The 22,320-nt window shown below is 34.8% G+C and carries 24 protein-coding genes and 4 pseudogenes; 12 read left to right on the forward strand and 16 right to left on the reverse strand.

Annotated features, from left to right (window positions below; genetic code table 11):
- Nucleotides 1-191 precede the first annotated feature (191 nt).
- The 7 genes and pseudogenes from NBW39_RS02790 to NBW39_RS02810 all read right to left on the reverse strand — a co-directional run bounded on the left by NBW39_RS02790 (nucleotide 192) and on the right by NBW39_RS02810 (nucleotide 4,258).
- Nucleotides 192-542, reverse strand: coding sequence for a recombinase zinc ribbon domain-containing protein (locus NBW39_RS02790; RefSeq protein WP_250295188.1), 351 nt, complete (start codon nucleotides 540-542; stop codon nucleotides 192-194).
- Nucleotides 508-1,300, reverse strand: a protein-coding gene (locus tag NBW39_RS02795; RefSeq protein WP_250294670.1) for an IS5 family transposase whose coding sequence is annotated in 2 segments (ribosomal slippage) — nucleotides 508-1,035 and nucleotides 1,037-1,300 — 792 coding nt in all. Because the reading frame shifts where the segments join, the coding sequence is not laid out codon by codon here. The genes NBW39_RS02790 and NBW39_RS02795 overlap by 35 nt, the downstream gene beginning before the upstream one ends.
- Before the next feature lie 97 nt (nucleotides 1,301-1,397).
- Entirely contained in the window at nucleotides 1,398-1,523 is a 126-nt protein-coding gene (locus NBW39_RS08695; RefSeq protein ID WP_256466306.1) for a hypothetical protein, read from the reverse strand.
- Between the two features lie 61 nt (nucleotides 1,524-1,584).
- On the reverse strand, nucleotides 1,585-1,731 hold the full coding sequence (locus NBW39_RS08910) for a recombinase family protein (protein WP_370273764.1): 147 nt from the start codon (nucleotides 1,729-1,731) through the stop codon (nucleotides 1,585-1,587).
- Nucleotides 1,691-1,888, reverse strand: coding sequence for a hypothetical protein (locus NBW39_RS02800; protein ID WP_250295547.1), 198 nt, complete (start codon nucleotides 1,886-1,888; stop codon nucleotides 1,691-1,693). The genes NBW39_RS08910 and NBW39_RS02800 overlap by 41 nt, the downstream gene beginning before the upstream one ends.
- A gap of 389 nt (nucleotides 1,889-2,277) precedes the next feature.
- Nucleotides 2,278-3,345 (reverse strand): annotated as a pseudogene (locus tag NBW39_RS02805) (IS3 family transposase).
- Between the two features lie 100 nt (nucleotides 3,346-3,445).
- The gene (locus tag NBW39_RS02810; protein WP_250295548.1) at nucleotides 3,446-4,258 is read right to left on the reverse strand and encodes a hypothetical protein; all 813 of its coding nucleotides are present in this window, start codon (nucleotides 4,256-4,258) and stop codon (nucleotides 3,446-3,448) included.
- 274 nt (nucleotides 4,259-4,532) lie between these two features.
- Here NBW39_RS02810 and NBW39_RS02815 point away from each other — a divergent pair, with 274 nt between their 5' ends.
- From NBW39_RS02815 to NBW39_RS02825, 3 genes are all read left to right on the forward strand, one after another.
- Nucleotides 4,533-4,742 carry a hypothetical protein gene (locus NBW39_RS02815; protein WP_250295549.1) on the forward strand — a complete coding sequence of 70 codons (210 nt, stop codon included), beginning with the start codon at nucleotides 4,533-4,535 and terminating at the stop codon, nucleotides 4,740-4,742.
- The gene (locus tag NBW39_RS02820) at nucleotides 4,696-5,760 is read left to right on the forward strand and encodes a hypothetical protein (RefSeq protein ID WP_250295550.1); all 1,065 of its coding nucleotides are present in this window, start codon (nucleotides 4,696-4,698) and stop codon (nucleotides 5,758-5,760) included. Before NBW39_RS02815 ends, NBW39_RS02820 begins: the two co-directional genes overlap by 47 nt.
- Before the next feature lie 103 nt (nucleotides 5,761-5,863).
- The gene (locus NBW39_RS02825) at nucleotides 5,864-6,778 is read left to right on the forward strand and encodes a hypothetical protein (protein WP_250295551.1); all 915 of its coding nucleotides are present in this window, start codon (nucleotides 5,864-5,866) and stop codon (nucleotides 6,776-6,778) included.
- Nucleotides 6,779-6,947: 169 nt separating this feature from the next.
- On the opposite strand, the gene NBW39_RS02830 is transcribed toward NBW39_RS02825, so the two are convergent.
- Nucleotides 6,948-7,379 carry a DnaB-like helicase C-terminal domain-containing protein gene (locus NBW39_RS02830; protein ID WP_256466307.1) on the reverse strand — a complete coding sequence of 144 codons (432 nt, stop codon included), beginning with the start codon at nucleotides 7,377-7,379 and terminating at the stop codon, nucleotides 6,948-6,950.
- 117 nt (nucleotides 7,380-7,496) lie between these two features.
- Between NBW39_RS02830 and NBW39_RS02835 the strand changes: the two genes are divergently transcribed.
- Entirely contained in the window at nucleotides 7,497-8,369 is an 873-nt protein-coding gene (locus NBW39_RS02835) for an IS982 family transposase (protein ID WP_250294632.1), read from the forward strand.
- On the opposite strand, the gene NBW39_RS02840 is transcribed toward NBW39_RS02835, so the two are convergent.
- The 5 genes and pseudogenes from NBW39_RS02840 to NBW39_RS02860 all read right to left on the reverse strand — a co-directional run bounded on the left by NBW39_RS02840 (nucleotide 8,366) and on the right by NBW39_RS02860 (nucleotide 11,659).
- Nucleotides 8,366-9,240 (reverse strand): IS630 family transposase gene (locus tag NBW39_RS02840; protein ID WP_250295553.1). Its coding sequence is split into 2 segments (ribosomal slippage): nucleotides 8,366-8,916 and nucleotides 8,916-9,240, totalling 876 coding nucleotides; the frame shifts between segments, so codons are not numbered across the junction. The genes NBW39_RS02835 and NBW39_RS02840 overlap by 4 nt on opposite strands.
- A gap of 58 nt (nucleotides 9,241-9,298) precedes the next feature.
- Nucleotides 9,299-9,769: a DnaB-like helicase C-terminal domain-containing protein gene (locus NBW39_RS02845; protein ID WP_250295554.1), complete on the reverse strand. Its 471-nt coding sequence runs from the start codon at nucleotides 9,767-9,769 to the stop codon at nucleotides 9,299-9,301.
- Between the two features lie 290 nt (nucleotides 9,770-10,059).
- A protein-coding gene (locus tag NBW39_RS02850) for an IS630 family transposase (protein ID WP_250294609.1) occupies nucleotides 10,060-11,065 on the reverse strand; the annotation gives its coding sequence in 2 pieces (ribosomal slippage) (nucleotides 10,060-10,602 and nucleotides 10,604-11,065; 1,005 coding nt in all).
- A gap of 98 nt (nucleotides 11,066-11,163) precedes the next feature.
- A pseudogene (locus NBW39_RS02855) lies at nucleotides 11,164-11,445 on the reverse strand (type II toxin-antitoxin system RelE family toxin); the annotation flags it as partial.
- The gene (locus NBW39_RS02860) at nucleotides 11,426-11,659 is read right to left on the reverse strand and encodes a hypothetical protein (RefSeq protein WP_370273703.1); all 234 of its coding nucleotides are present in this window, start codon (nucleotides 11,657-11,659) and stop codon (nucleotides 11,426-11,428) included. The gene NBW39_RS02860 and the pseudogene NBW39_RS02855, both read right to left, overlap by 20 nt.
- A 151-nt stretch (nucleotides 11,660-11,810) precedes the next feature.
- On the opposite strand from NBW39_RS02860, the gene NBW39_RS02865 reads away from it, so the two are divergent.
- Nucleotides 11,811-13,604, forward strand: coding sequence for a hypothetical protein (locus tag NBW39_RS02865; RefSeq protein ID WP_250295555.1), 1,794 nt, complete (start codon nucleotides 11,811-11,813; stop codon nucleotides 13,602-13,604).
- Between the two features lie 93 nt (nucleotides 13,605-13,697).
- Here NBW39_RS02865 and NBW39_RS02870 read toward each other — a convergent pair whose 3' ends face one another.
- Nucleotides 13,698-14,570: an IS982 family transposase gene (locus tag NBW39_RS02870; protein WP_250294632.1), complete on the reverse strand. Its 873-nt coding sequence runs from the start codon at nucleotides 14,568-14,570 to the stop codon at nucleotides 13,698-13,700.
- A gap of 224 nt (nucleotides 14,571-14,794) precedes the next feature.
- On the opposite strand from NBW39_RS02870, the gene NBW39_RS02875 reads away from it, so the two are divergent.
- From NBW39_RS02875 to NBW39_RS02885, 3 genes are read left to right on the forward strand one after another with little or no spacing between them, the layout of a single operon-like run.
- On the forward strand, nucleotides 14,795-15,331 hold the full coding sequence (locus tag NBW39_RS02875; RefSeq protein WP_250295556.1) for a hypothetical protein: 537 nt from the start codon (nucleotides 14,795-14,797) through the stop codon (nucleotides 15,329-15,331).
- A gap of 23 nt (nucleotides 15,332-15,354) precedes the next feature.
- On the forward strand, nucleotides 15,355-15,888 hold the full coding sequence (locus NBW39_RS02880) for a hypothetical protein (RefSeq protein ID WP_250295557.1): 534 nt from the start codon (nucleotides 15,355-15,357) through the stop codon (nucleotides 15,886-15,888).
- Nucleotides 15,888-17,204 (forward strand): hypothetical protein, encoded by a 1,317-nt coding sequence (locus NBW39_RS02885; RefSeq protein WP_250295558.1) that lies wholly within the window; start codon nucleotides 15,888-15,890, stop codon nucleotides 17,202-17,204. The genes NBW39_RS02880 and NBW39_RS02885 overlap by 1 nt, the downstream gene beginning before the upstream one ends.
- Here NBW39_RS02885 and NBW39_RS02890 read toward each other — a convergent pair.
- The gene (locus NBW39_RS02890; RefSeq protein WP_250294632.1) at nucleotides 17,143-18,015 is read right to left on the reverse strand and encodes an IS982 family transposase; all 873 of its coding nucleotides are present in this window, start codon (nucleotides 18,013-18,015) and stop codon (nucleotides 17,143-17,145) included. The genes NBW39_RS02885 and NBW39_RS02890 overlap by 62 nt on opposite strands.
- Before the next feature lie 342 nt (nucleotides 18,016-18,357).
- On the opposite strand from NBW39_RS02890, the gene NBW39_RS02895 reads away from it, so the two are divergent.
- From NBW39_RS02895 to NBW39_RS02910, 4 genes and pseudogenes are all read left to right on the forward strand, one after another.
- Nucleotides 18,358-19,065, forward strand: coding sequence for a hypothetical protein (locus NBW39_RS02895; RefSeq protein ID WP_250295559.1), 708 nt, complete (start codon nucleotides 18,358-18,360; stop codon nucleotides 19,063-19,065).
- Nucleotides 19,052-20,560: a hypothetical protein gene (locus tag NBW39_RS02900; protein WP_250295560.1), complete on the forward strand. Its 1,509-nt coding sequence runs from the start codon at nucleotides 19,052-19,054 to the stop codon at nucleotides 20,558-20,560. Before NBW39_RS02895 ends, NBW39_RS02900 begins: the two co-directional genes overlap by 14 nt.
- Nucleotides 20,541-20,723, forward strand: coding sequence for a hypothetical protein (locus tag NBW39_RS02905; RefSeq protein WP_250295561.1), 183 nt, complete (start codon nucleotides 20,541-20,543; stop codon nucleotides 20,721-20,723). The genes NBW39_RS02900 and NBW39_RS02905 overlap by 20 nt, the downstream gene beginning before the upstream one ends.
- Before the next feature lie 64 nt (nucleotides 20,724-20,787).
- Nucleotides 20,788-21,561, forward strand: a pseudogene (locus NBW39_RS02910) (IS5 family transposase).
- A 10-nt stretch (nucleotides 21,562-21,571) separates the two neighbouring features.
- Here NBW39_RS02910 and NBW39_RS02915 read toward each other — a convergent pair.
- Nucleotides 21,572-22,298, reverse strand: a pseudogene (locus tag NBW39_RS02915) (DDE-type integrase/transposase/recombinase); the annotation flags it as partial.
- Nucleotides 22,299-22,320: the final 22 nt, after the last annotated feature.

The raw sequence follows: 22,320 nt of genomic DNA on the forward strand, positions 1-22,320 counted from the left end.
TATCACGTTTAATTAGCCAGTCTGCGTTATCAAGGTTTGATGTAATATTGGAAGAAAAGTCTTCTAAATTGGTTACAATCAGAGTTAGTTCCTGTTTTAACTTCTTTTGATCGAATATCCTTTTTTTCTCCTCTTCAATTGCTTTTAAGCTCTGTTTCATGGCTTTAATTCGTGGTTCAAATTCTTCTTGATTATTGAGCATAACTATCAATAAGTCTAGCAATACCACGTTTTAATTTATTTTCTTGTTTCTCTAGTAAATCGCTTTTTTGATCCCACGATGATTTTTTAAACTCTGAAAGTCTACGTTTGTATTCTTCTAAAATTCTATTTGGATTTTTTAATAAATGCTTAACTTCTTCCCACACAGCTGTTTCTAATGCATCTGTACGAATGTGTTTATTATCACAAATTTTGTTACCACCAAAACGGTAAGAATCTCTACCAATACAACGATAATATGCATAATGATCAACTTTTTCTCCTCGTTTATTTCTTAGAACCTGTTCATAATCTTTTAAGGAGTAAAGAAGTGAAAGCAAGAACGACCATTTGTAAGCTAGTGTTGAGTTTCCGCTCGCAATTTTTCCACAAACGCCTACATTTTTCCAACCAAGCAAAAGAGCGCTCAACAACCCATCTCTTTGGCAGTACAACAAAGGTGTGTAATTCACTTCGCTTTATTACTTCGACCGTCGAACCAATAGTTGCTTTTATTTGTGTTGCAAAATTTTCTCCAGTGTAGCCTGCATCAACAAGTATATTTTTAACTTCAGAGAGTTTTTCTTTAGCATTTTCGACCATTTTCATGGCACTGCTGCGGTCGGTTGCTTCTGCCGTTGTTACATAAATCGCGTGTGGTAAACCTTGTGTATCTACTGCAATATGGCGCTTTATTCCTGAAATTTTTTTACCTGCATCGTAGCCCTTATTTTCAGCAGTATCTGCATTTTTTACGCTCTGAGCATCAATTATACAAAAACTAGTTCTTTCTTTCCGACCATTGCTGATACGTGTCTCTCCAACTAATTTTTTTTAATACACGCTCCAAAGTACTTTCTGTATCTTCGCTTGGTTTTTCACTCCATTTTTTAAAATATTCGTAACAACTTCGCCATTTTGGAAAATCTTTTGGCAGCATTCTCCACTGACAGGCACTTTTTAGGACGTACAGCACTGCACAAAATACATCATACAAATCAAGTTTTCTTGGTTTTGTTTTCTTCCTACTACTCTCCAGAATTGATCTGATTTTTTCAAATTGTTCTCGACTTATGTCACTTGGGTATAAATTTCTCATATATCCTTATTCATATACATCATCTCATAGTTTATCACTTTTTTGAGATTATGAACAGGTTCTTACAGGACTTCCGTAATATGCATAACAACAACGCTTACATACAATTAAACCTTGTAGTAAATGCTTTGCTCCTCTTTACTCTTGTCCTTGCTATTTTTCTATTCTCAGCTAGCTGTTCTTGAACTATATCAAATACATCTTCATCCACTATATTTGGCACTTTAACATAAATCCAATTTGCTTTTTCAACAGAATAGGTAGAGTAATTACCTTTCGGTTGTTCACAAGAATGTTTTTGTGGTCTGATATGTTGTACCTACTTTTGTTTTACCAAAAGCTGCTTGTCCTTTGTAAGCAGGGTTTTTTAACATACCCCAAATTACACTTCTATCCCAGCACTTTTTCTCTGTTCGTGTTATAATTGACATAGTATTTAGCCGACGACATACTTCTTGCCCTTTCTCTTCCAACCCACAAAAATACTTTCCGAACAACATCAGCTTCTTCTTCGTTTATTTCAAATAAAGCTTGTCCTCCTCCAATATATTTATCTATATAACGATAACCATAAGGAGCTCCTCCCATTACGCTTACACAACCTTTATTAGCCGCATAAATCTTTCCGCGACGACTGTGCGCCGTAGCAACACGGAAAGTGTTGAAGCTGTGCAGTAGATGAGGGAGGGCCCCTCGGAGCCGGTTTGCAAGAGCAGGCTTCAAACAGCCATAAGCTGCTTTGGTAAAGAGCTAAGGTAGTGAGCGTTATGGAAAACGCACAATTATGTGTCATGTATGAAATAGAGAGACGAACGCAAGTGAACCACTGATGAAGTGTCGAAAGCGTAGAGACGATATAGTGCACCCATTTGTCTAGACCATTTTTTTCAAAGTAATCCGATTTTTTTGTAAAGAAGTTCTAATCTAAAAAAAATAATGAATATGTGCGTCCACACACATTTAAAGCACATATTCATTCATTGTCTATGATAATAGAGATCAGCAGGAGTTTTATAATGTAAAGACTGATGTCGCCTTCTATAGTTATACCAACCAACAAAATCCTTTATTACAACATCCAAATCTCTGATACTGTTTGGTCTATAGTAATATATGGCTTCTTGTTTTAAAGTTCTCCATAAGCGTTCAATAAATATATTATCAAAGCAGCGTCCTTTATGATCCATGCTGATTTTTATATTAGCACGCTCTAACTCCATAATGAAATTATAGCTTGTAAATTGCACACCTTGATCACTGTTGAAAATCTCAGGTTTACCTTGTTTTAGAGCTTCTTTGAGAGTATGAATGCAAAATCCAGCATCAAGATATGGTGATAATGAATGAGCAATAATATAGCGACTATACAAGTCCATTATTGCTACAAAATAGACAAACTTACCTTCAAGCATAATGTACGTTATATCAGTGGCCCACACCTGGTTAGCTCTACAAACAATCAAACCTTCAAGTAAATAAGGATATATTTTATGTTTTTTATCTTTAATGCTAGTGTTATGTTTTTTTCTACAATATAACCCAGTAATTCCCATCTTTTTCATTATTCTCAAAACCTTCTTATGGTTGATTACTATTCCATTTGCTATAATTTCAGCAGTAATTTTTCGATATCCATAATGGCAGTCTGAAGCCAAATATATTTCTTGAATTAAATTTGCTATCTCACTTTCATCATTAATTATAGGACTATAATATAAGCTAGACCTGCAAATCCTCAATAAATTAGCTTGTTTTCTTATTGATAGATCAGAGTCTTTTTCTATAAGTTTTATCCTATCTTTTTTGTTTATTTCAGTAATTTTTTTTTCAAGTAATTATTTTCAACCGTCAATTCCCCTATAACTTTATGCAAATTTTCTATTTCTTGTCCTAATATCCTTTGTTTTCTTATACTCTCACTTTCTTCTATAAATAGGTCTTTTAATCTTGCTAATACTCTATCACGCCAATCATATAAATTTGTTGATGGTATTACTACATATCTCTGCTGTGCTTTTTTGATTTTTTATTGCTTCCAAAGCTATCTTTGCTTTTAACTCTGCTTTTTTGTTCTCATACTACACTCCATTCTTTTCCCTTTTTACTCGGATTAACCATTTTTTTTGGTCTAATTTATGGGGTGCATTATAGTTTTAGCCGGCGCTGTAGCTCTTTTCTCACGTATATTTCAACAGAGGCTCCTCCTCGCTCGCTCAGCAGACTTATTTGGTACAGATTATACCCCTGTACTGTCCTGAAAATTTGGTATACTTCGTCGGCTGTTGCTCCTGCAGCAAGTAGTTTTTCCTCTCTCTTCTCACTGGTGTTTTCTATTATTAGGTCAATGTGGTGGTCGACTTTTTCTTTCATACTCTTAGTACTGTATAGATGTCCATCATAGGTTATCCATAAATTATTAATGTATACCATTATTGATCTAATACTTTCGTGATTCTTGAACTTTGCAAAAACTTTTTCTATCGCTTCTTCTCTAATTGCGAGCACGTCCGGCGCTTTTGACGTTTTTAAATCGCGAAATTTTTCTTTTACTACTTTCACAAAGTATTTTTCTGCTTCTCTCTCCACTCTACTTGCATAGATTTTCTTTGCTTTGTGCGGATTGAACGGTTCTGAAAGATAGCTACTATGTTCTTCTGGAACGGAAGTTCCATTTTTAAACCATCTTACTTCCTTATTTTTTAAAACTTGTAATAGTTCACACGCAGTAAGACGAGTTTCATCATCGAAAGTTCTAACTGGAAGCTTGAGCTCAACTGACTTTTCTCGCGCTTTTATTCTTCTTCGAGAGTTGATTTGTGCTCGAAGATGTTTGCTGTTGACATTAACTAAATGCGAGCTGCCACGTAAGTTAAAGTTATGAAATTTACAGTAAAAAGAAGTTTTCTTAACTTTTTTTACTTGACTTTCTTTTTTATTAGAGTAAAAATCTTTTTGCATGGTGGTGCTGGTAATCTTTTTCATTGGACAAGAAATTATTACTATAAAATTTAAGTTGTGTAAAGCGTAAAGTTACGCTTTACACAATTCTTCCAAAAATTAGCGATTTCAATCCATAGTGAGGTAATAATTCTCCTGTGTATTAGGTCTACTATAAATTTTATACCATGTAAAGCATAGTTTTACGTTCACGCAGATCTTCTCTTTCATAAAAAATTAGTCTCGCACTTGACCTGCTAGGAGAATGCTGATATACTAGGTTTATGTGTTAATAATGGAGTATGATATGTTAAGCGCTTTGAAAAATGTTAAGAGTAAAGCCAAGGAAGTAATAAGTACAGTTTCTCATGGTGGAAAGGTAGGTAGAATTCATGATATAAGTAAAGAAAGTTCTCCTTCTCCTGTAGCTTTTGGTTATATAGAGAATGGTGTATCCCATGATTGGAGGGAAGCTCTTGATTTTGGGGAAGATAGAGCACAATAAACAACAGTGGTTTCCCTCAGTAAGTAATGGAAAAGATTTTCCTAAGATGTACAAAGGTGGTTACGAAGTTTATGATGAAGAAACCTGGAAAACGCGTATAAAAAACATAAATCTTTTGCATGATATTCATGATGAAGGGACCTTGAAAATGTATCGAGAGTACCTACTTGGGACCTCTGCAGATTCTAATGATGTGGATCATAGTTCTACAATAATTTCAGGAGATTTTCCTAAGGAAATTATAAAAGAATTGTACAATGGCAAAATGAAAGATCATGAGATAAAGTTTGCAGCACTTGAGGAAAATTTAGATGAAAATTATATACCTTTTCCTGTTGCAAGATTAGCTATCGCTGGAAAAGATCCATTTTGTTTAAGAAGTCTTCTAGAAGCTAGTAAGTGCAAAGAATATGGTGTAAACGCGGTTACAATTTGCAAACCTGACGAAAACAAAACAAGAGGAGTACGTTTAACACTTCTTGAAGATGAAAATGGACAGGAAGTAAGGTCATATGAAGTTATTAATGGAACATATGAGATGGTTTTAGGTTGGTATGTTGAAGGGAAAAAGTGTGAGATGAAAGTTTCTATCAGTGATGATGGTTCTGCAAAAATTCTTAAAAGGAACGGTGTTACTGATGAGCAAATATGTGCGCACACAGAAGTAATGGTAGGAAAACAGCATGAAGCAAAGTTCTTGGGTGAAGCACTAGGATTACAACCAGCAAAGGCGCAAGCGCAACAGAAAAATTTTGAAGGAGTAGTTGCTTCGTCAAACAAGCATCCTAAACTAAAAGCTGTTAAAGCTCCATCAAGCAAAGATTCTAAAGAAGGTGCAAAAGTAGAACAACTCTTGAAAAAGAATCCTGAAGTAAAATCTGCGCTTAAAGAGCTTGGATCAGAATTGCAAAAAGAAAGCTCTGAGGTAGCAAGACCTTCAACAGATATGGCAAAACCAGATATAAAAGAAGTAGGGGAAAAGAAAGAAGAAAAAAATATTTCTTCTCCTAATCGTTAATTGCACATATAAGATCTCCTCCAAATTTTTGAAGGAGATCTTTTACTTGATTGCTTAGCAAAACATTCTATACTGAATCTATTTAACAGTAGAGAGGTGTATAATGTTTAGTAATTCTTCTAAAAAAAGTTTTGAAACTGTAGATCTAGTTTTCCGTGAGCAAAGTGTAGCTGAATCAACCTCGAGTAAGGACAAACATAAATGTGTTGTTCTTGATGATGAGGAAGCATGGAAGAAGTTCTTTGAGATGCAGAACAGCCCTTCTACTAATACTACTAATACAAAAAATCCAAAACCTGGTTTTTATAAAGATAGTTATGGTACAAATAGATGTACTATTCAGGATGATAGTAAATATCATGGTAAAAATATTATAGGCAAAGTTGCTGAAAAAATTCAAAACGAGATATCTAAAAAAAATAATGCCATCAAATTCGTAAGAATTAAAGAATCCAAATTGGCTTCTTTTGATGAAAAAAGTATTGTTCAGCCTTCATTAAGAGTGATTCTAAATAGTGATGAAAAAGAAACAATAAATATGATTGAACTTCTAAGTTGTGAGACATGCAAAAGATGCAATGTAAAATCAATGACATTGATGCTACCTACTACTGGTGGACAATTCGAAAAAAGAGGAATACGTTGTAGAGTTGATGAAGATGGAACAAGAATTTATGAAGTAGCTAATGGTTCATATAACATGACTCTCAATTGGTACGTTGAAGGAAAAGAGTGTAAAATGAAAATTAACATTAGTGATGACGGTTCTGTAAAACTTATTGAAAGCAATGGTGTCACTTGGGAGCAATTAGCTGCACACAAAGAAGTAAAAGTAGGAAGGCAATATGAAGCAAAGCCTCTATATGAAGCATTGTCATATTTAAAGCAGGAAAGCTCTGAAATAGTAGAAGTTTCGCAACAGCCTTCAACAAGTGTAACGCAACCTACAAAGGTAGAAAATGTGAAGAAAACACAAGAGGAAAAACAAAAAGATACTGCTCAAGGAGTGGGTAGATAAAGCTTATATTAAGGTCTTTTCAAATTTGAGAAGACCTTTTTCATTCATTTAGTAGAAAGTTAATTCTTTCAACGGTATAATAATAATGAGAATAGAACTGTCCTCAATGGTTCTATGATTCCTTTATAAAACTTGATGGGAAGCTTTCTTATACCATTAGAAAGCTTCCCTATAATATCCTTCCTGTATTCACTTGATATGGTACTGTGACCTTTCCGGTTGATCCGCTACGGTTTTTTGCAACATTTATCTCTAAGTCGTTATTAGAATCAGCCTTATAATAATTTTCTCTGTAGAGTAATAACACTAGATCAGCATCTTGTTCGATGCTCCCTGACTCTCGCAGGTCTGCTAATTGCGGTCTTTTATTTTGTCTATCTTCTACCTTACGGCTTATTTGTGATAATGCTACGATAGGAACATTGAAGTCTTTTGCTATATTTTTTAAGGTTCTACTGATTTCTGTTACTTCAAGAGTTCTATTTTCGGTTATTCTTGATCCTCTGAGTAGCTGTAAGTAATCAATGTATATGCACTTCATTTTATATTTTCTGCAAATCAATGAGATTTTTTTCTTTAGGATATTTATAGCACTTCTCATAATAATCCGAACAGATCATAGAAACCTCAGTTATGGATTAGAAAATAGATAAAAGTATAACTAAGAAGAGGGAAACAGGGTAAACTCGAGTATTTTAGTAATAATAAGAGGTTACACATGAAGAAAGATATTACAGAACTGTACTGTTGCGTCGAGGATTTTTGTCGTGCGGTAGATGATAATTTTGCAAATAGGTTCTTATCAAACGGCAAAAAACCAACCAGAGTACCAGAAATAGCGCACTCAGAAATTCTAACCATAATCCTATTATACCATAAATCACCATGTAAAAACTTCAAGGCTTTTTATCTTTGTTATCTTCAGTTATTCTATAGATCAGAGTTTTCAAAGCTGCCTTCATATCACAGATTTATTGCCTTAAAGCCGCGAGTTTTGTGGTATTTAGCATTACTTTTGCAATGGTTTTGTGAACAAGCAAAAATGACCGGGATTTCCTACATAGATTCTACTTCAATAGCAGTATGCCATCGAAAAAGAATCTCAAGAAATAAGGTTTTCAAAGGATTAGCAGAGTTAGGAAAGAATACTTACGGCTGGTTTTTTGGTTTTAAATTACATGTAGTAATCAATGAAATAGGTGAAATTCAAGGTGTTACGCTAACCAGAGGTAACGTCGATGACAGAAAACCTGTACCAACTCTAACCAAAAAACTAACTGGACTTTTGTTTGGAGATAAGGGCTATATAAAGAAAGAGCTCTTTGAGAAACTATTCGATAGAGGTCTAAAACTCGTCACTAAAGTGAAAAAAGGTATGAAAAATGCACTGATTTCGCTGAAAGAGAAGATTTTACTAGGGAAAAGATCGATTGTTGAAACGGTTTTTGGCTGCCTAAAAAACAAATTTGAACTTGAGCACACTCGGCATAGATCCACAGTAAATTTCTTGGTACATATTTTTTCTACCCTCATTTCTTATTCAATGCAATCGAAAAAGCCCTGTATTTCTCAGCTTTACTTCGTTGGTTAATCCATAACTGGGGTTAGAAAGGCAGAATCAACAGCATGACGAAAAGACTTGAATAGAGGAATGTTTTTCCTGACTCTGTTTTTTATAGCAAACCAATGATGTTCAATTTTGTTAAAATCTGGAGAATACGGTGGCAGATACAAAATTTCTGCACCAATCCCTTTAGCAAGCTTAATGATCTTATCAGACTTATGAAAAGTAGCATTGTCAAGAATGACAGTTTGTCCAGGTTCCAAGGTCGGTATCAAAAATTGCTCAAACCATCCATTAAAAATATCCATATTACAGTGGCCTTCAAAGGTTAATGGAGCAACTATTTTTCTTTCACTTAAAGCTGCAATCATACTGATTCGTTGAGTTTTCTTCCCAGATTTTAGGGCATAAAACCGCTGTCCCTTCTGACAATATCCATAGGGGTAGTCTTCAGTGTTGTCAATGCCAGACTCATCTATATACACTAAGTTTTTAGGTTCTTTTGTTGCTATAATTTTCAAGAATTTAGCACGTTTTTCTTCGCTTCTTTCCTTGTACCCATAGGTCTTTTTTTGCGTGTAAATCCAATTTTTTTCAGGGCTCGGTGGATAGTTTGGATACTAACGTTGCTCCAAAGTTTAGCCATTTCCAATAGAGTCTTTCCTCCGTTTTCTCTGGCAAATTTAGCAAAGGCATCCCAGTCGGTAATTTTGTGATTGTAACCTCCATTTCCAAGTTTTTTTGATTGAAAGTCACCTGTTTCTTTTCTTCTTTGCTGCCACTCCCACAAAGTAGTTCGTCCAATTTTAAATCTTGCTGCCACTGTTTCTCTGCTTTCTCCCTCGTCTAGAGCTTCCATTGCTTTTTTCCTTAAGTCATAACTATATGCTGCTGGCATACCTACCTTCACTACTACAAATCCTTATTTTACCTTATTTGGACTATTATGAAAAGTACTATAAATCCATATTTCCTGAATTATCGACAAGAATATTTAAAAAGACTATTTGATTTATCCCTTTATGTAGAAGTTCTGTATCTTGTTTCTTGATAATATTGTTTATTGTTTCATTTACTTCAATACTAATCATTCTATTGATTAACTGATTTGCTGACATTTCAAGTGAGAAAAAGCAGACATATTCTTGATTTTTCAGCAATTTTGCAGCTTGCAGAGCCATGTGTAGTGCTATTGAAGTCTTGCCGATTGAAGTACGTGCTGCAAGCACTGTTAATTCTCCTTCTTTCAAGCCACCAGTTATGGTGTCAAGTCTGGGTATTCCTGTTGTTACTCCTTCTATTTCATTGTTGTTTGCAAGTAGTTTATCGATGTAGCTTTTATAAGCTTCAAAATAATCAATGATTGGTTTGATGTCTTCATCAACATGTGGCACTTGGTCGACCCTGACCACTCCTTCCTGATCCATTCTCTACCTTAAACCGGAGGCTCCTCAAACTCTAAGTCTTGTTTTCGTCGCCTCTCCCCTAATTATATATTATATATATAATAATATATATATAATATATAATTTATAGGGGGGTGTACCAAAAAAATGAGCTTTTTTTGAGCTGAGCGAAGCCACCTAAGGTAGAGAATGGATCAGGAAGGAGTGGTGTATAAAATATATTTAATGTTTATAGAATATCCTCTAATTGAAACAGGAAAAGTGATTACGTAAAAAGTATATTTAATGTCTACTAATACCAATTCTCATTATTAGGAGGACAAATAGGAGACATTGCAGAGTTGTTTAATTATGGAGTGGGTAAGAGAGGTAACAAATTTACACAAAGTGCGCTCAAGCAGGGTAATTGTATCGTATATTTTATTGCACAAAATGTTCTGTTTTATATATAACCAAAACCTCTCAACAGGATTGAGCTCAGGTGAGTATGGAGGTAGGTATATAATATCGATATTTTTAGGTACCTTTAAATTTTTTGACCTATGCCAACTAGCACAGTCCATAACGAGAAAAGTCTCTCGTATTCCTAGATATTGCGACATCTGCTCAAGAAATATATTCATGCAATCAGTGTTGACATTTGGTGCAAACAAGCTAGAACTCTCTCCATTTCTAGGATTAACCGCACTATAGAGATAGAAATTTTGCCTACCTAATTTTATTTTAACCTGTGTCCTAATGCCTTTTTTAAACCACCCATGTCCAATTTTTGAATGTGTGCCAAACCGAGACTCATCAAAGAAAAATAGCTCTTTTTCTGGATATTTGCCAATAGTTTCGTTGAGATTTTTTTTTAAACTCCTCTTGTTTGCTTTTATCTTGACCATTATGAACTGGTCTTGGAGTAATATATGAGAATTTCATTCTTTGCATATTACGGTGTACTGTGGACTTACTGATATCCAAACCAAATCTTTCCTGGATTTTTATTCTCATTTCTTTAATGGTGATATTAGGATTGTCTTGTATCCATGCTTCAACTTGTTCACGCTGACTTTGATCCAATCTAGTTTTTCTACGACGTTGAGGTGGAGCAAACAATTTTTCCTCTCTGTTAAATTTTAGGTGCTTTATCCACTCAGTCAGTGCAGTTCTTGAAATGCAACATATCTTTGCTACCGCTGTTATGCTGTGCTTTTTTGCTGCAATTACAGCATTTAGTTTTTTTGTAACGTATGCGTTATTTCTTACTTTCTTCAGCATTGCTTTTGCCGATTCCACTACTTTTTCATCCAATAATTTTGATCTTAATGCCATTTATACCTCGCTATTACACTTAGTTTAGTATGGCTTTTTTTCCATTGTTGTCTATCTGTTTGTTCTGCAGTGAGAATTGGTATAAGTATCTTCCTAGCCTTCTCGTAAATGGTATCTCTGTGTCCTATTGCAACGATGGTTACTTTGTGTTCTACAGTGTTTACGCGATATATAATGCGATAATTGCTAACTCTTAGCCTTCTGTGTCCTTTTAAGCTATGATGTAGTGGCTCACCAAGTTTTATTGGATCAACTGTAAGTCGCTCTCTTACCGCTTTTTTGATTCCTGTCTTTATATTCTCTGGTAAGAATGGTATATCCTCCTTACGAACACGCTTGAGGTATTTGATGGTATATGGTTTATTTCCAGATGTCTTCACTATCTTCTATTTCTTCTGCACCGTCAACATCATACTCATTAGCAACTGCAGATAACAGAATATCTTCTTCTTCAAGTTCAATTGCCTCTTTGATTAGCCTTTCTGCTAACTCTTGAGCAGACTGGTTAGAAAGTTTAGCTAGGTCAGTAAGATGCTGTGAAGCTTCTCGACTGAGAGCTATGTTAGTGCTTAAGTTTGCCATATGTTTTACCAAAGTCTACTACTATAATAATTTTACAACATCTTTCTAAACTTTTCAATAAAGAAAGTTTCTGATATGTAAAAAGAATTTTGTGCACCTGTGTTAATAAACTATTAATAATTTGGCATATACTAGAACCGGTCTTTGTTGATGTTAGGGAGAAATGACACAAAGGTTAATACTAAGCATAGTATTGCAAGATATTATCAAGAATAAGGAAGGTATGCCAGCTAGCGGGTACTGGATGTATTTTTATGACAAAAGAAGTCCAACTACTTTACGCCACGCCTACTATAAAAACCAAGAGGGAAATGCCGTACCAGCACCAAATCCACTGCAGCTTGATGAAAACGGTGCTTTACCTCATAAGTTATACTATTTTGTTGATATTGATGACTCTGATGATCGTTACACCGTCGAGCTGAAGTGCCATTACGGTAATGCTGTAGCTCCTGAACTCATCTTTCAGGATTTACCATATTTTCAAGAGCAGCAGAGAGCTGATCCGGTTACTGCAGTACTTTCTGATAACTTATTTATTGATGGTCAGTTTAATATTGGTCTGCAAATTGATGATAGAGGGCAGGGACCTGGTTATGTTTTACCTGAGTTTTCGCAGGTGCCAATTGCTGGACTTTCATGGCAGTTTTTAAGATCTTATGCTGATTCAGTACCAATACAAGATAGAACTGACGTAGACAGGATTTTCATTAAAGACATTACCGAAGCTGAAAGGATCGGTGAAGGCAATCCTCGTTTTTATTTGAACGTTATTTGCGAAAAACCTAGCGAGACAACACCACCTCTGCAGAAAGCTGTAACATTTAGGAGCTCTAATGTGTTATGGGGCACTAATGCCAGAGCTTGGATGAAGTTCTATGCTTGGAGAGGTGGTGATGATATAGTAGTTAATTTACAGGCAATTCGTGATTTTGGTTCAAAATCATCAACACCGCCGCAAGTTATGTCAATTGATCAATTTTTAATTGATTCTGATACTCCGAAGGTTTATTACACTAGTTTAAATTTGCTTGCCTTTGTAATACCTGCAGATATTGGCGATGATCAAAGCTTGACGTTGCAGTTTTTGTTGCCGCCGAATCGAGTATTTAATTTTAAAGCGACAAATTTTTATTCTGCAGAGGTTTCATCGCCGGTATCGGTTGTTGATTTTAAATATCCCACACAAAATTCTGATTTAGCAAAATCTAATTTATTATTTTCTTCATTTCGAGCAAATAAATATAGCATTGATAACAGTTACAATGAGCTAGTTTTTACAATTGATGGTCTGAAGTTTGTCGATAATATCGGTGAAATAGTTTGCTATCCTAAAGGGGCAAGAGTTGATGAAAAAGAAATAAATTTAATGAAGTGCGATGGTCGCATGCTTGATTCAAAAGAAATTAGTCCAATAGGCGTTGAGTATAAAAGACTATATGACAAGCTAGACCATGCTCCAGTTACATTTGATATGCTTAAAACCAAAGATATACCAAATTGGTTTAATGCAATATCAAGTGAGTATATTAAGAAGTTTGTTGCTGATCATAATGTTAAAGTTAAATTCGAGGGAAATGGAGTAGTAAATCCAAAGCCAGAAGGTGATGATATTGGTCATCTATGGCTAGAAACTACATTCTATGCTAATTCAGATGTTAATTATGATTTTCAATATGTTATATCAAGCGATGGTCTAGATGTTGTTACTTGTTGTCATACGTTTGACGTTACCACTAGTTATTTAAATGAAGAAATTTTTATGACTAACGATGGTGTGAGGCAGGTGAAATTTGCAGGTTCTGATTCTAATTTTTCAGGTTACTTTAAGGCTACAAGAAAATTGAATTTGATTTATGCATATACAGATAGCGGTACAACATATAAGAAAGGTATTGATCCAGTAACTCTGGAAACTAAAGCAAATTATTCTGTTAAAAAGAATTTTTTTATTTAACAGTAAATCTTAATTATCAAAGCGATGAATGTTTTTCTGGTTTATGTTCTTTCTTTAATCCGGTTAATTTTAGTAATAGACCCCAGTTATGGATTAACCAACGAAGTAAAGCTGAGAAATACAGGGCTTTTTCGATTGCATTGAATAAGAAATGAGGGTAGAAAAAATATGTACCAAGAAATTTACTGTGGATCTATGCCGAGTGTGCTCAAGTTCAAATTTGTTTTTTAGGCAGCCAAAAACCGTTTCAACAATCGATCTTTTCCCTAGTAAAATCTTCTCTTTCAGCGAAATCAGTGCATTTTTCATACCTTTTTTCACTTTAGTGACGAGTTTTAGACCTCTATCGAATAGTTTCTCAAAGAGCTCTTTCTTTATATAGCCCTTATCTCCAAACAAAAGTCCAGTTAGTTTTTTGGTTAGAGTTGGTACAGGTTTTCTGTCATCGACGTTACCTCTGGTTAGCGTAACACCTTGAATTTCACCTATTTCATTGATTACTACATGTAATTTAAAACCAAAAAACCAGCCGTAAGTATTCTTTCCTAACTCTGCTAATCCTTTGAAAACCTTATTTCTTGAGATTCTTTTTCGATGGCATACTGCTATTGAAGTAGAATCTATGTAGGAAATCCCGGTCATTTTTGCTTGTTCACAAAACCATTGCAAAAGTAATGCTAAATACCACAAAACTCGCGGCTTTAAGGCAATAAATCTGTGATATGAAGGCAGCTTTGAAAACTCTGATCTATAGAATAACTGAAGATAACAAAGATAAAAAGCCTTGAAGTTTTTACATGGTGATTTATGGTATAATAGGATTATGGTTAGAATTTCTGAGTGCGCTATTTCTGGTACTCTGGTTGGTTTTTTGCCGTTTGATAAGAACCTATTTGCAAAATTATCATCTACCGCACGACAAAAATCCTCGACGCAACAGTACAGTTCTGTAATATCTTTCTTCATGGGTAACCTCTTATTATTACTAAAATACTCGAGTTTACCCTGTTTCCCTCTTCTTAGTTATACTTTTATCTATTTTCTAATCCATAACTGAGGTTAATAGGGTTTATAATATTGGTTTTCCTTTAAATATACCATCATACAGTGCTACTTTTTTGCAATCAAATCGTTCTAATCTTAGTACTTCACAAAATTACTTTTTGTTTTCACCATGGTTTGTATATTCAATGTTTCCAATACCTGGTACATCTCTTGTTAGTACTAGTTCTTCTTCACATTACTATACTAAGCTTTTAGGTGCCCATGAAGATATAATTAAAAATTTACAGATAAAGTCATGGGGCGATTATGTTATTTACAAACAATCACCAACGGATAAGAGAACGCCAGGAAAACCGAATGTGCTGTTTGCTGAGAAAAACTCAGTGATAACCTATGCTATTCAGCATAAAGCGCTGTTTACACAAAGGTGCCTCTATGTCCTCAAATTCAAAGAAGTAAAAGCAGGAGACTATATAGGTCTTAAAAGACAAGCCAACACTGGTGAAGGTTTTGATATGGTAATCTGGTGGAGTGTTGATGGTGATGGAAAAGCACCAACTAATGTTACCGCCAAAGAATTTAGAGAAGTCAAAGCAAAAAAAAGCACAACTATAGAAGAGCTAGCAGATATGATTGCCAATGATATTAACAATAAGGGAACAACTATATTCCACATTCCTAATATCACTGACGATAAGTATGACTACTACATAAGGTACTAAAAATTTAAAAATAGGAGAAAAACATGATTGAACAAAATAGTAAAATCGATGAAATCGATGGAAAAAACATTGAAAAAAATGCTGAAATCGATGATTTTTACGAAGAAAGTGTAGAAAAAACGAAAAATATCATCGATGAGGCGATAGCCAAGGGGTATACGCTCGGTGATGATGATCGTAAAGTTTTAGAGCTGGTAAAAGCTAATGAGCAATTTGCTGAAAAAGTTCTAAGTGGTGAAGACTATCAGGATCTACAAGATTTTTGTGATACGCTCACTGTAAGTAAAGTTCGTTATATTAATGATCAGATAGCAAAAGGCAAAAATAAAGCGTCTTTTGTTAAAAAGCTAGCTGATATTGCAAAAGACGATCAATTAGCTCAGGAACTGCGCAATAAGCCACTGTCTAAATTTAAAGAAGAAGTTGGTGGATTGAAACAGGGACTGCATCGAAAGGCAACTGCGATACCGACCAATTATCAATACAGCGATGTTCCCAGTGACTTCGAAACAGAATTTAAAAACGTACAAAATTATTTCAGAAATAGGGGGTTTTAATGACTTTTATAAATCGCCATGGACGTCCTCACACTGTGGAAGGCTCAATATTTACAAATTCAGAATATTATAGAACAACGCTATTATCACAACGGCTTATTGAAATAGTTTTATTTTCAAGTCCACTTCTCGCCTTCACTGGTCCTGGAGTTTCTGATATGCCAAATCGTTACTCTGGACTTGACAGATTTTTAGTCCAGCCTCCTTTTGTTCCTAGAAACAATAAAGAGATTGTTAGAATAGGTAAGAGCTTCATAGAGTATGGAGATTATGAATCTCAAACTGTTGATCAAAAAACTATGAGAATTGATTTTCAGAGGGTCTCTGGTACAGCTGTTATTGATAATGATGATGTTAAATTTTTGTTTAATCGGGATAAGTTTCCTGCAAATGCACCAACAAGTTTAACGTCATTTATGGAACGCGGTGAGCGTGTTTATCAGGAATTATTAATACATGTAATTAGAGAAGTAAATAATTATCAGTTTAAAACGATAGCATCACGTGGATTTATCTGTGCCGGCTCTACCGATGATAATATGTATGACTGCATAGAAGGAGAGGTACGTACACTTATCGATTATATGATTCGTGTTAATGGTGGTGTACTTCGTACTTCAAGACTTGTCGGTTCAATGCCAAACTCTGCAATGGGACTTTTGCGTACCAAATCGGGACTCAATTACACGCAAGCACCGAGAAGCGATATGTTTCTTAGTGATACTAAAAACATGCTATCACCACTGATATTTGATTGTGCTGAGGTTTATATTGATACCTCAACTTATTTGCACAAGGCAGGTACAGCATCAAAGAAGAAAAGTATAACGTTAGAAAAAATTGATAAAGCAATCGATGAATACCACTCTATGACTGTAACTTTTTCAGGCGCACTACCTGAAAGTAAAGATCCGAGTACTGTAATTTTAAATGAAATTGGTTTATTTAAAAAGGGAGATATCATTCAACTAGAGGATAAAGAATGGCTTGCACGAGATAGAATAGGGATATCGTCAGGAGTGCCAATAGCACTTACGGTGATGAAGGATAGCGATACTGCAACTGTAACGGTATCACCTGGTATAACACCAGGTGTTGATGTTCCAGATAAAGATTATCTAAAAGGCGCTAAAGCTAAAGTTGTAGGAGATCACTGCAAAGCATTCTTCTGGTGGCAACCAGCTTCAATATTTAAGATGTCACCAATACCTGCACCTTCTACTAACAAATATCTTTATAGACCCCAGTTATGGATTAACCAACGAAGTAAAGCTGAGAAATACAGGGCTTTTTCGATTGCATTGAATAAGAAATGAGGGTAGAAAAAATATGTACCAAGAAATTTACTGTGGATCTATGCCGAGTGTGCTCAAGTTCAAATTTGTTTTTTAGGCAGCCAAAAACCGTTTCAACAATCGATCTTTTCCCTAGTAAAATCTTCTCTTTCAGCGAAATCAGTGCATTTTTCATACCTTTTTTCACTTTAGTGACGAGTTTTAGACCTCTATCGAATAGTTTCTCAAAGAGCTCTTTCTTTATATAGCCCTTATCTCCAAACAAAAGTCCAGTTAGTTTTTTGGTTAGAGTTGGTACAGGTTTTCTGTCATCGACGTTACCTCTGGTTAGCGTAACACCTTGAATTTCACCTATTTCATTGATTACTACATGTAATTTAAAACCAAAAAACCAGCCGTAAGTATTCTTTCCTAACTCTGCTAATCCTTTGAAAACCTTATTTCTTGAGATTCTTTTTCGATGGCATACTGCTATTGAAGTAGAATCTATGTAGGAAATCCCGGTCATTTTTGCTTGTTCACAAAACCATTGCAAAAGTAATGCTAAATACCACAAAACTCGCGGCTTTAAGGCAATAAATCTGTGATATGAAGGCAGCTTTGAAAACTCTGATCTATAGAATAACTGAAGATAACAAAGATAAAAAGCCTTGAAGTTTTTACATGGTGATTTATGGTATAATAGGATTATGGTTAGAATTTCTGAGTGCGCTATTTCTGGTACTCTGGTTGGTTTTTTGCCGTTTGATAAGAACCTATTTGCAAAATTATCATCTACCGCACGACAAAAATCCTCGACGCAACAGTACAGTTCTGTAATATCTTTCTTCATGGGTAACCTCTTATTATTACTAAAATACTCGAGTTTACCCTGTTTCCCTCTTCTTAGTTATACTTTTATCTATTTTCTAATCCATAACTGAGGTTTATAGAGAAATATCTGCTCCTAACAGTGCTTTTGGTCCTTTAAAAAATATTGCAATGTCGTTTCTTATAGAAAGTAATTTTGTGCTGCAGGATTATCCACAAGAGCGAGGTGAACTGATGGCTTACATGTATACTGATTTCTTTCCGTTTTTTGTTGGCACTTTAATATTGCCGCCGAAATCACCGAAACCAGAGACTTACATTAAGACGATCAAAAATCTTTCTACTGCTGATAAGGAAAAGCAAGATGAGTGAGATAAAGAATTACGATGATAGTTTTTCTAACTTACTTGTAGAAATACAAGGAATGCTGGGGATTAACTCGCGCCGTGATGCCTCTGAGCATTACGGTACACTCGATTTAGTAAAAAGGCTCTTTTGGGAAGCTTTCGACCAATTACATGAAAATTACTATTGGCTGGGCTCTGATGTTATTAAAGAGTTTGAACTGGAACCTGGTCAAACAGTTGGTGGTGGCTATTTGTTTGATGGTTGTAATAAGAGAAAACCAGCTTTTGATGTCAATCTAAGCCACTACAAGAATTTCTATGTCATGGATTTAATAGATCACTATGGTGCATGTAACTTACGCTATACACAGTCGCTACGGATGCCATGGTTACCATCTTACATGTTACTCACGCGTGATACTTGTCGTGAAATTAAAATTTTGCCGGCGGTGAAATCATCTAAAAAATATGTAATTTACTTTAAAGAGGCTGGAATTGTGTCTTGTGAAAAAACGGGAATGGACGTACCAGTTGGTCTTGATGGATTAAAACGAGAATTTTTGAAATATTCTACAGCTTTTAAATTATCAGTACGGCTGAATACTCCGCTGCCACAGGGTTTTAATGAACAGTATCATGAAATAAGAAATAGGCTTTGTGCTGGTCACAGTGTAGGAAGTCAAAGTATTAAGGAAACTATTTGGATAGACAATGAATTCTTTTGAAATTCCACTACTTAGAGACATTAAATATGGTCACTGTATTGATGATTTTACAGTAATGAACTTTTTGGCTAGCCCTGAAGGTTTGCGGCTGCGACCACCACTGTTTCCACTTTTTGACATTCCTTTTGCAACTGGCGATGTCATCGTTGGCTTTTACTACGGTAATGACGATACAATTTATTTAGCTAAGGTGAGTGCTACTTTTTTGCTGACAATTTATAAAATTGATCTACCGAAAAGTAAATATAAATCAATATTTACTTTGGCGAGTGTCTCTAGGGACGATCGTCCTTCTATGTGCAATTGTAATAACTATAAATTTTGGTTGATATCGGGCAAACTTTATAAGCTCGTAGATGATACCTTTACTGAAATTGATATCTCAAAAGGCGATATAAAGCCAAAGGATATTGTAGATTTTGAGGTTATGAACTCAACTCTCTACCTGCTAAGTAGCAGTAAAGGAGAAGTGTTCTATACTAGTGATTTTGCTGAATTTAAAAAGTGGGAAGCATTTACCATTATTTCATATGCTGGCAAAGGTGTAGGACTTGGTGCAATCAATAATAATCTCTGTATCTTTACCCAAAGTGGAATGGAAGTATGGTATGGACAACCAAGCAGTGATGGATTATTTCCACTTACTAAAAGACGGGAACTAAGTTTTCCCTATAAGCTAATAAGCAAACGTACTTTGGAAAATGATGGCAATTATCTAATTGGTGCATTTCATTTAATCGATGGCAAATTTGTAGTCATTCGTTTTGATGGTCAAGAAATGAAAATACTCGATAATGCTCCACTTTTTGATTATTTTAGGCCAGAAAGAAGCAGCATTGACCTAAATGACAATTTAGTCAGTAGCATGTTCAATTATAACAACAATACCTATTATGTCTTATTTTTTAACTTACCTAATGGTGATTTAAATAACAAATATTATCCAAATGTTGCTTTCTGTCTGCATTTGAATTTAGGTGTTTGGACACTGCTTAAAAACCAGAATAGTTTTTCTGCCAATTATCACATCAATGTTAAGCATAAAGTTTATAATTTACTCATCAATGATGGTAGCTCTGATATCACAGTTTGCGAAGCTAGTGGATTATTGGAGGAAGATGTTGATAATGTTTTTACTTTTAATGGGATAATAATAACGGATTATTTTCCATCGTCTAAACCTTATGTAACCGAACAGCTAACGTTTTTATACTTCTATGAAAATACGATCAGTGAGCAGCTTAATTCTGAAAAAGGGGGCATGTTTATTGATATGTTTATTTCTTATAAGAGAGATTTTCCTCTTGAACCAGATTATCGATTAACAATTCTTGGCACTGAACTTGAAGATAGTAGAGAAAAAATCATCAAGCTTAATTATAATCTTTTTGGCATTAATGGTGGAGTTGTACGTTTTAAGTTCGAATTTAAAAGATACAACAGCTACAAGTTTAACTTTTTATTGAAAGGTATTTATGGAAAAGAAAGAATTTAACTTAGATTTATTAGCACCTAAAGATATTGTGTCGTACACCTACGAGGATAATTACGATACGTATTTTGCAGAAGCAACTAAGCGTTTGAACATTTTGTGGGCAGAATATTTAAAGAGGGGGGAAAATGGAAACAGAGAATCAAAAAAGCACGAAAAGCCTTAGAACCTGTTTAAAATCTCGGAGAGATGAGGTAAAATAGGCATAGATTTAAGAAAGAGGTGTATCTATGCGTAAAAATTATCCAAGTGATATAAGTCGAGAGCAATTTGAAAAAATCAGACCAATACTAGAGAGTAGCAGGAAGAAAACAAGACCAAGAAAACTTGATTTATATGAAGTATTTTGTGCAGTCTTATACGTACTGAAAAGTTGTTGCCAGTGGAGAATGTTGCCAAAGGATTTTCCAAAGTGGGAAAACATATATTACTATTTTCAAATCTGGAGTAAAAAAAATGGAGAAGAACCAAGTTTGTTGGAACTGGTCTTAAAAAAAACTAGTTGGAGAGGTCCGTATCAACAATGGTAGGAAAGAGAAAACCAGTTTCTGTATAATTGATGCTCAAAGTGTTAAAAACACAGATACTGCTGAGAAAAAGGGCTATGATGCAGGTAAAAAGATTTCAGGGCCATATCGCAGTTGATACTCAAGGTCTACCACATGCAATTTATGTAACAACTGCAGAAGCAACTGATCGTAGTAGCGCTGTGAGAATGGTCGAAAATGCTAAAGAAAACCTCTCTGAAGTTAAAAACATATTGGTTGATGCTGGCTACACAGGAGAAAATTTTGCAACTCAAATAAAAACTACTATTGGTGCAACCGTTGAAGTAATAAAACGAACATACCTTTGTTGTATTGCCAAAGAGGTGGGTCGTTGAACGCTCTTTTGATTGGTTGGAAAAGTGTAGGCGATTGTGGAAAAATTGCGAACGTAAACTCAACACCAGTTTGCAAATGATTGTCCTTTCCTTCATTTCTCTCCTATTACGAAGATTTTAAACAGGTTCTAAGGATGGCTAACTTTTGTCAAACAATGTTCAATGTCGTTGTCTGTACAAACTCTATCAAATATGTGCTTGAAAGCATACTTATGACGCTTCTGGTTGGTAAATTGTATGCCGTTATCTGTTAAAATGGTATGTATTTTATATGGTAAGGTTTTAATCAAATTACGTAGAAACTCAGCAGCTATGGGTTTTGTAGCAGTATTATGCAACTCAACATAGGTAAATTTAGATGTTCTATCTATTGCAACAAACAAATATAACTTACCTTCTTCTGTTCTGACTTCTGCAATATCAATATGCTATAGGGTATTGTTTGAACTTCTTTTTTGGTTTAACTTCACCATCAACATCTGGTAGTCTACTAATGTTATGCCTTTGTAAACAACGATGTAGACTAGATCGGGTTAGATGTCGAATTGTAGACTGGAGAGCATAAAGGCAATCATCTAATGGTAAAAGTGTATGCTTGCGAAATGCAACAATTATCGCTTCTTCTTCTAAAGTTAAGACAGTTGATCTTGGATGTTTTGGACCCATATCACTATCTTTAGTGAATGAGCGTTTTCTCCATTTGACAATAGTTTTTGGATTAAGGTTATAGTACCTGGAGAGTTTTGCTATGCTCTCTTTACTATTTTGTATTGCTCTACGAATTGTCTCTGTTATTTTGGCGCACCCATGTAACCATAATTCCTCCCTTGATGGTATTTTTTTCTCACATTTTATCATACCATCACACTCTGGGACCATA

This window comes from Wolbachia endosymbiont of Oedothorax gibbosus (genome assembly GCF_936270435.1).
GTDB lineage: Bacteria > Pseudomonadota > Alphaproteobacteria > Rickettsiales > Anaplasmataceae > Wolbachia.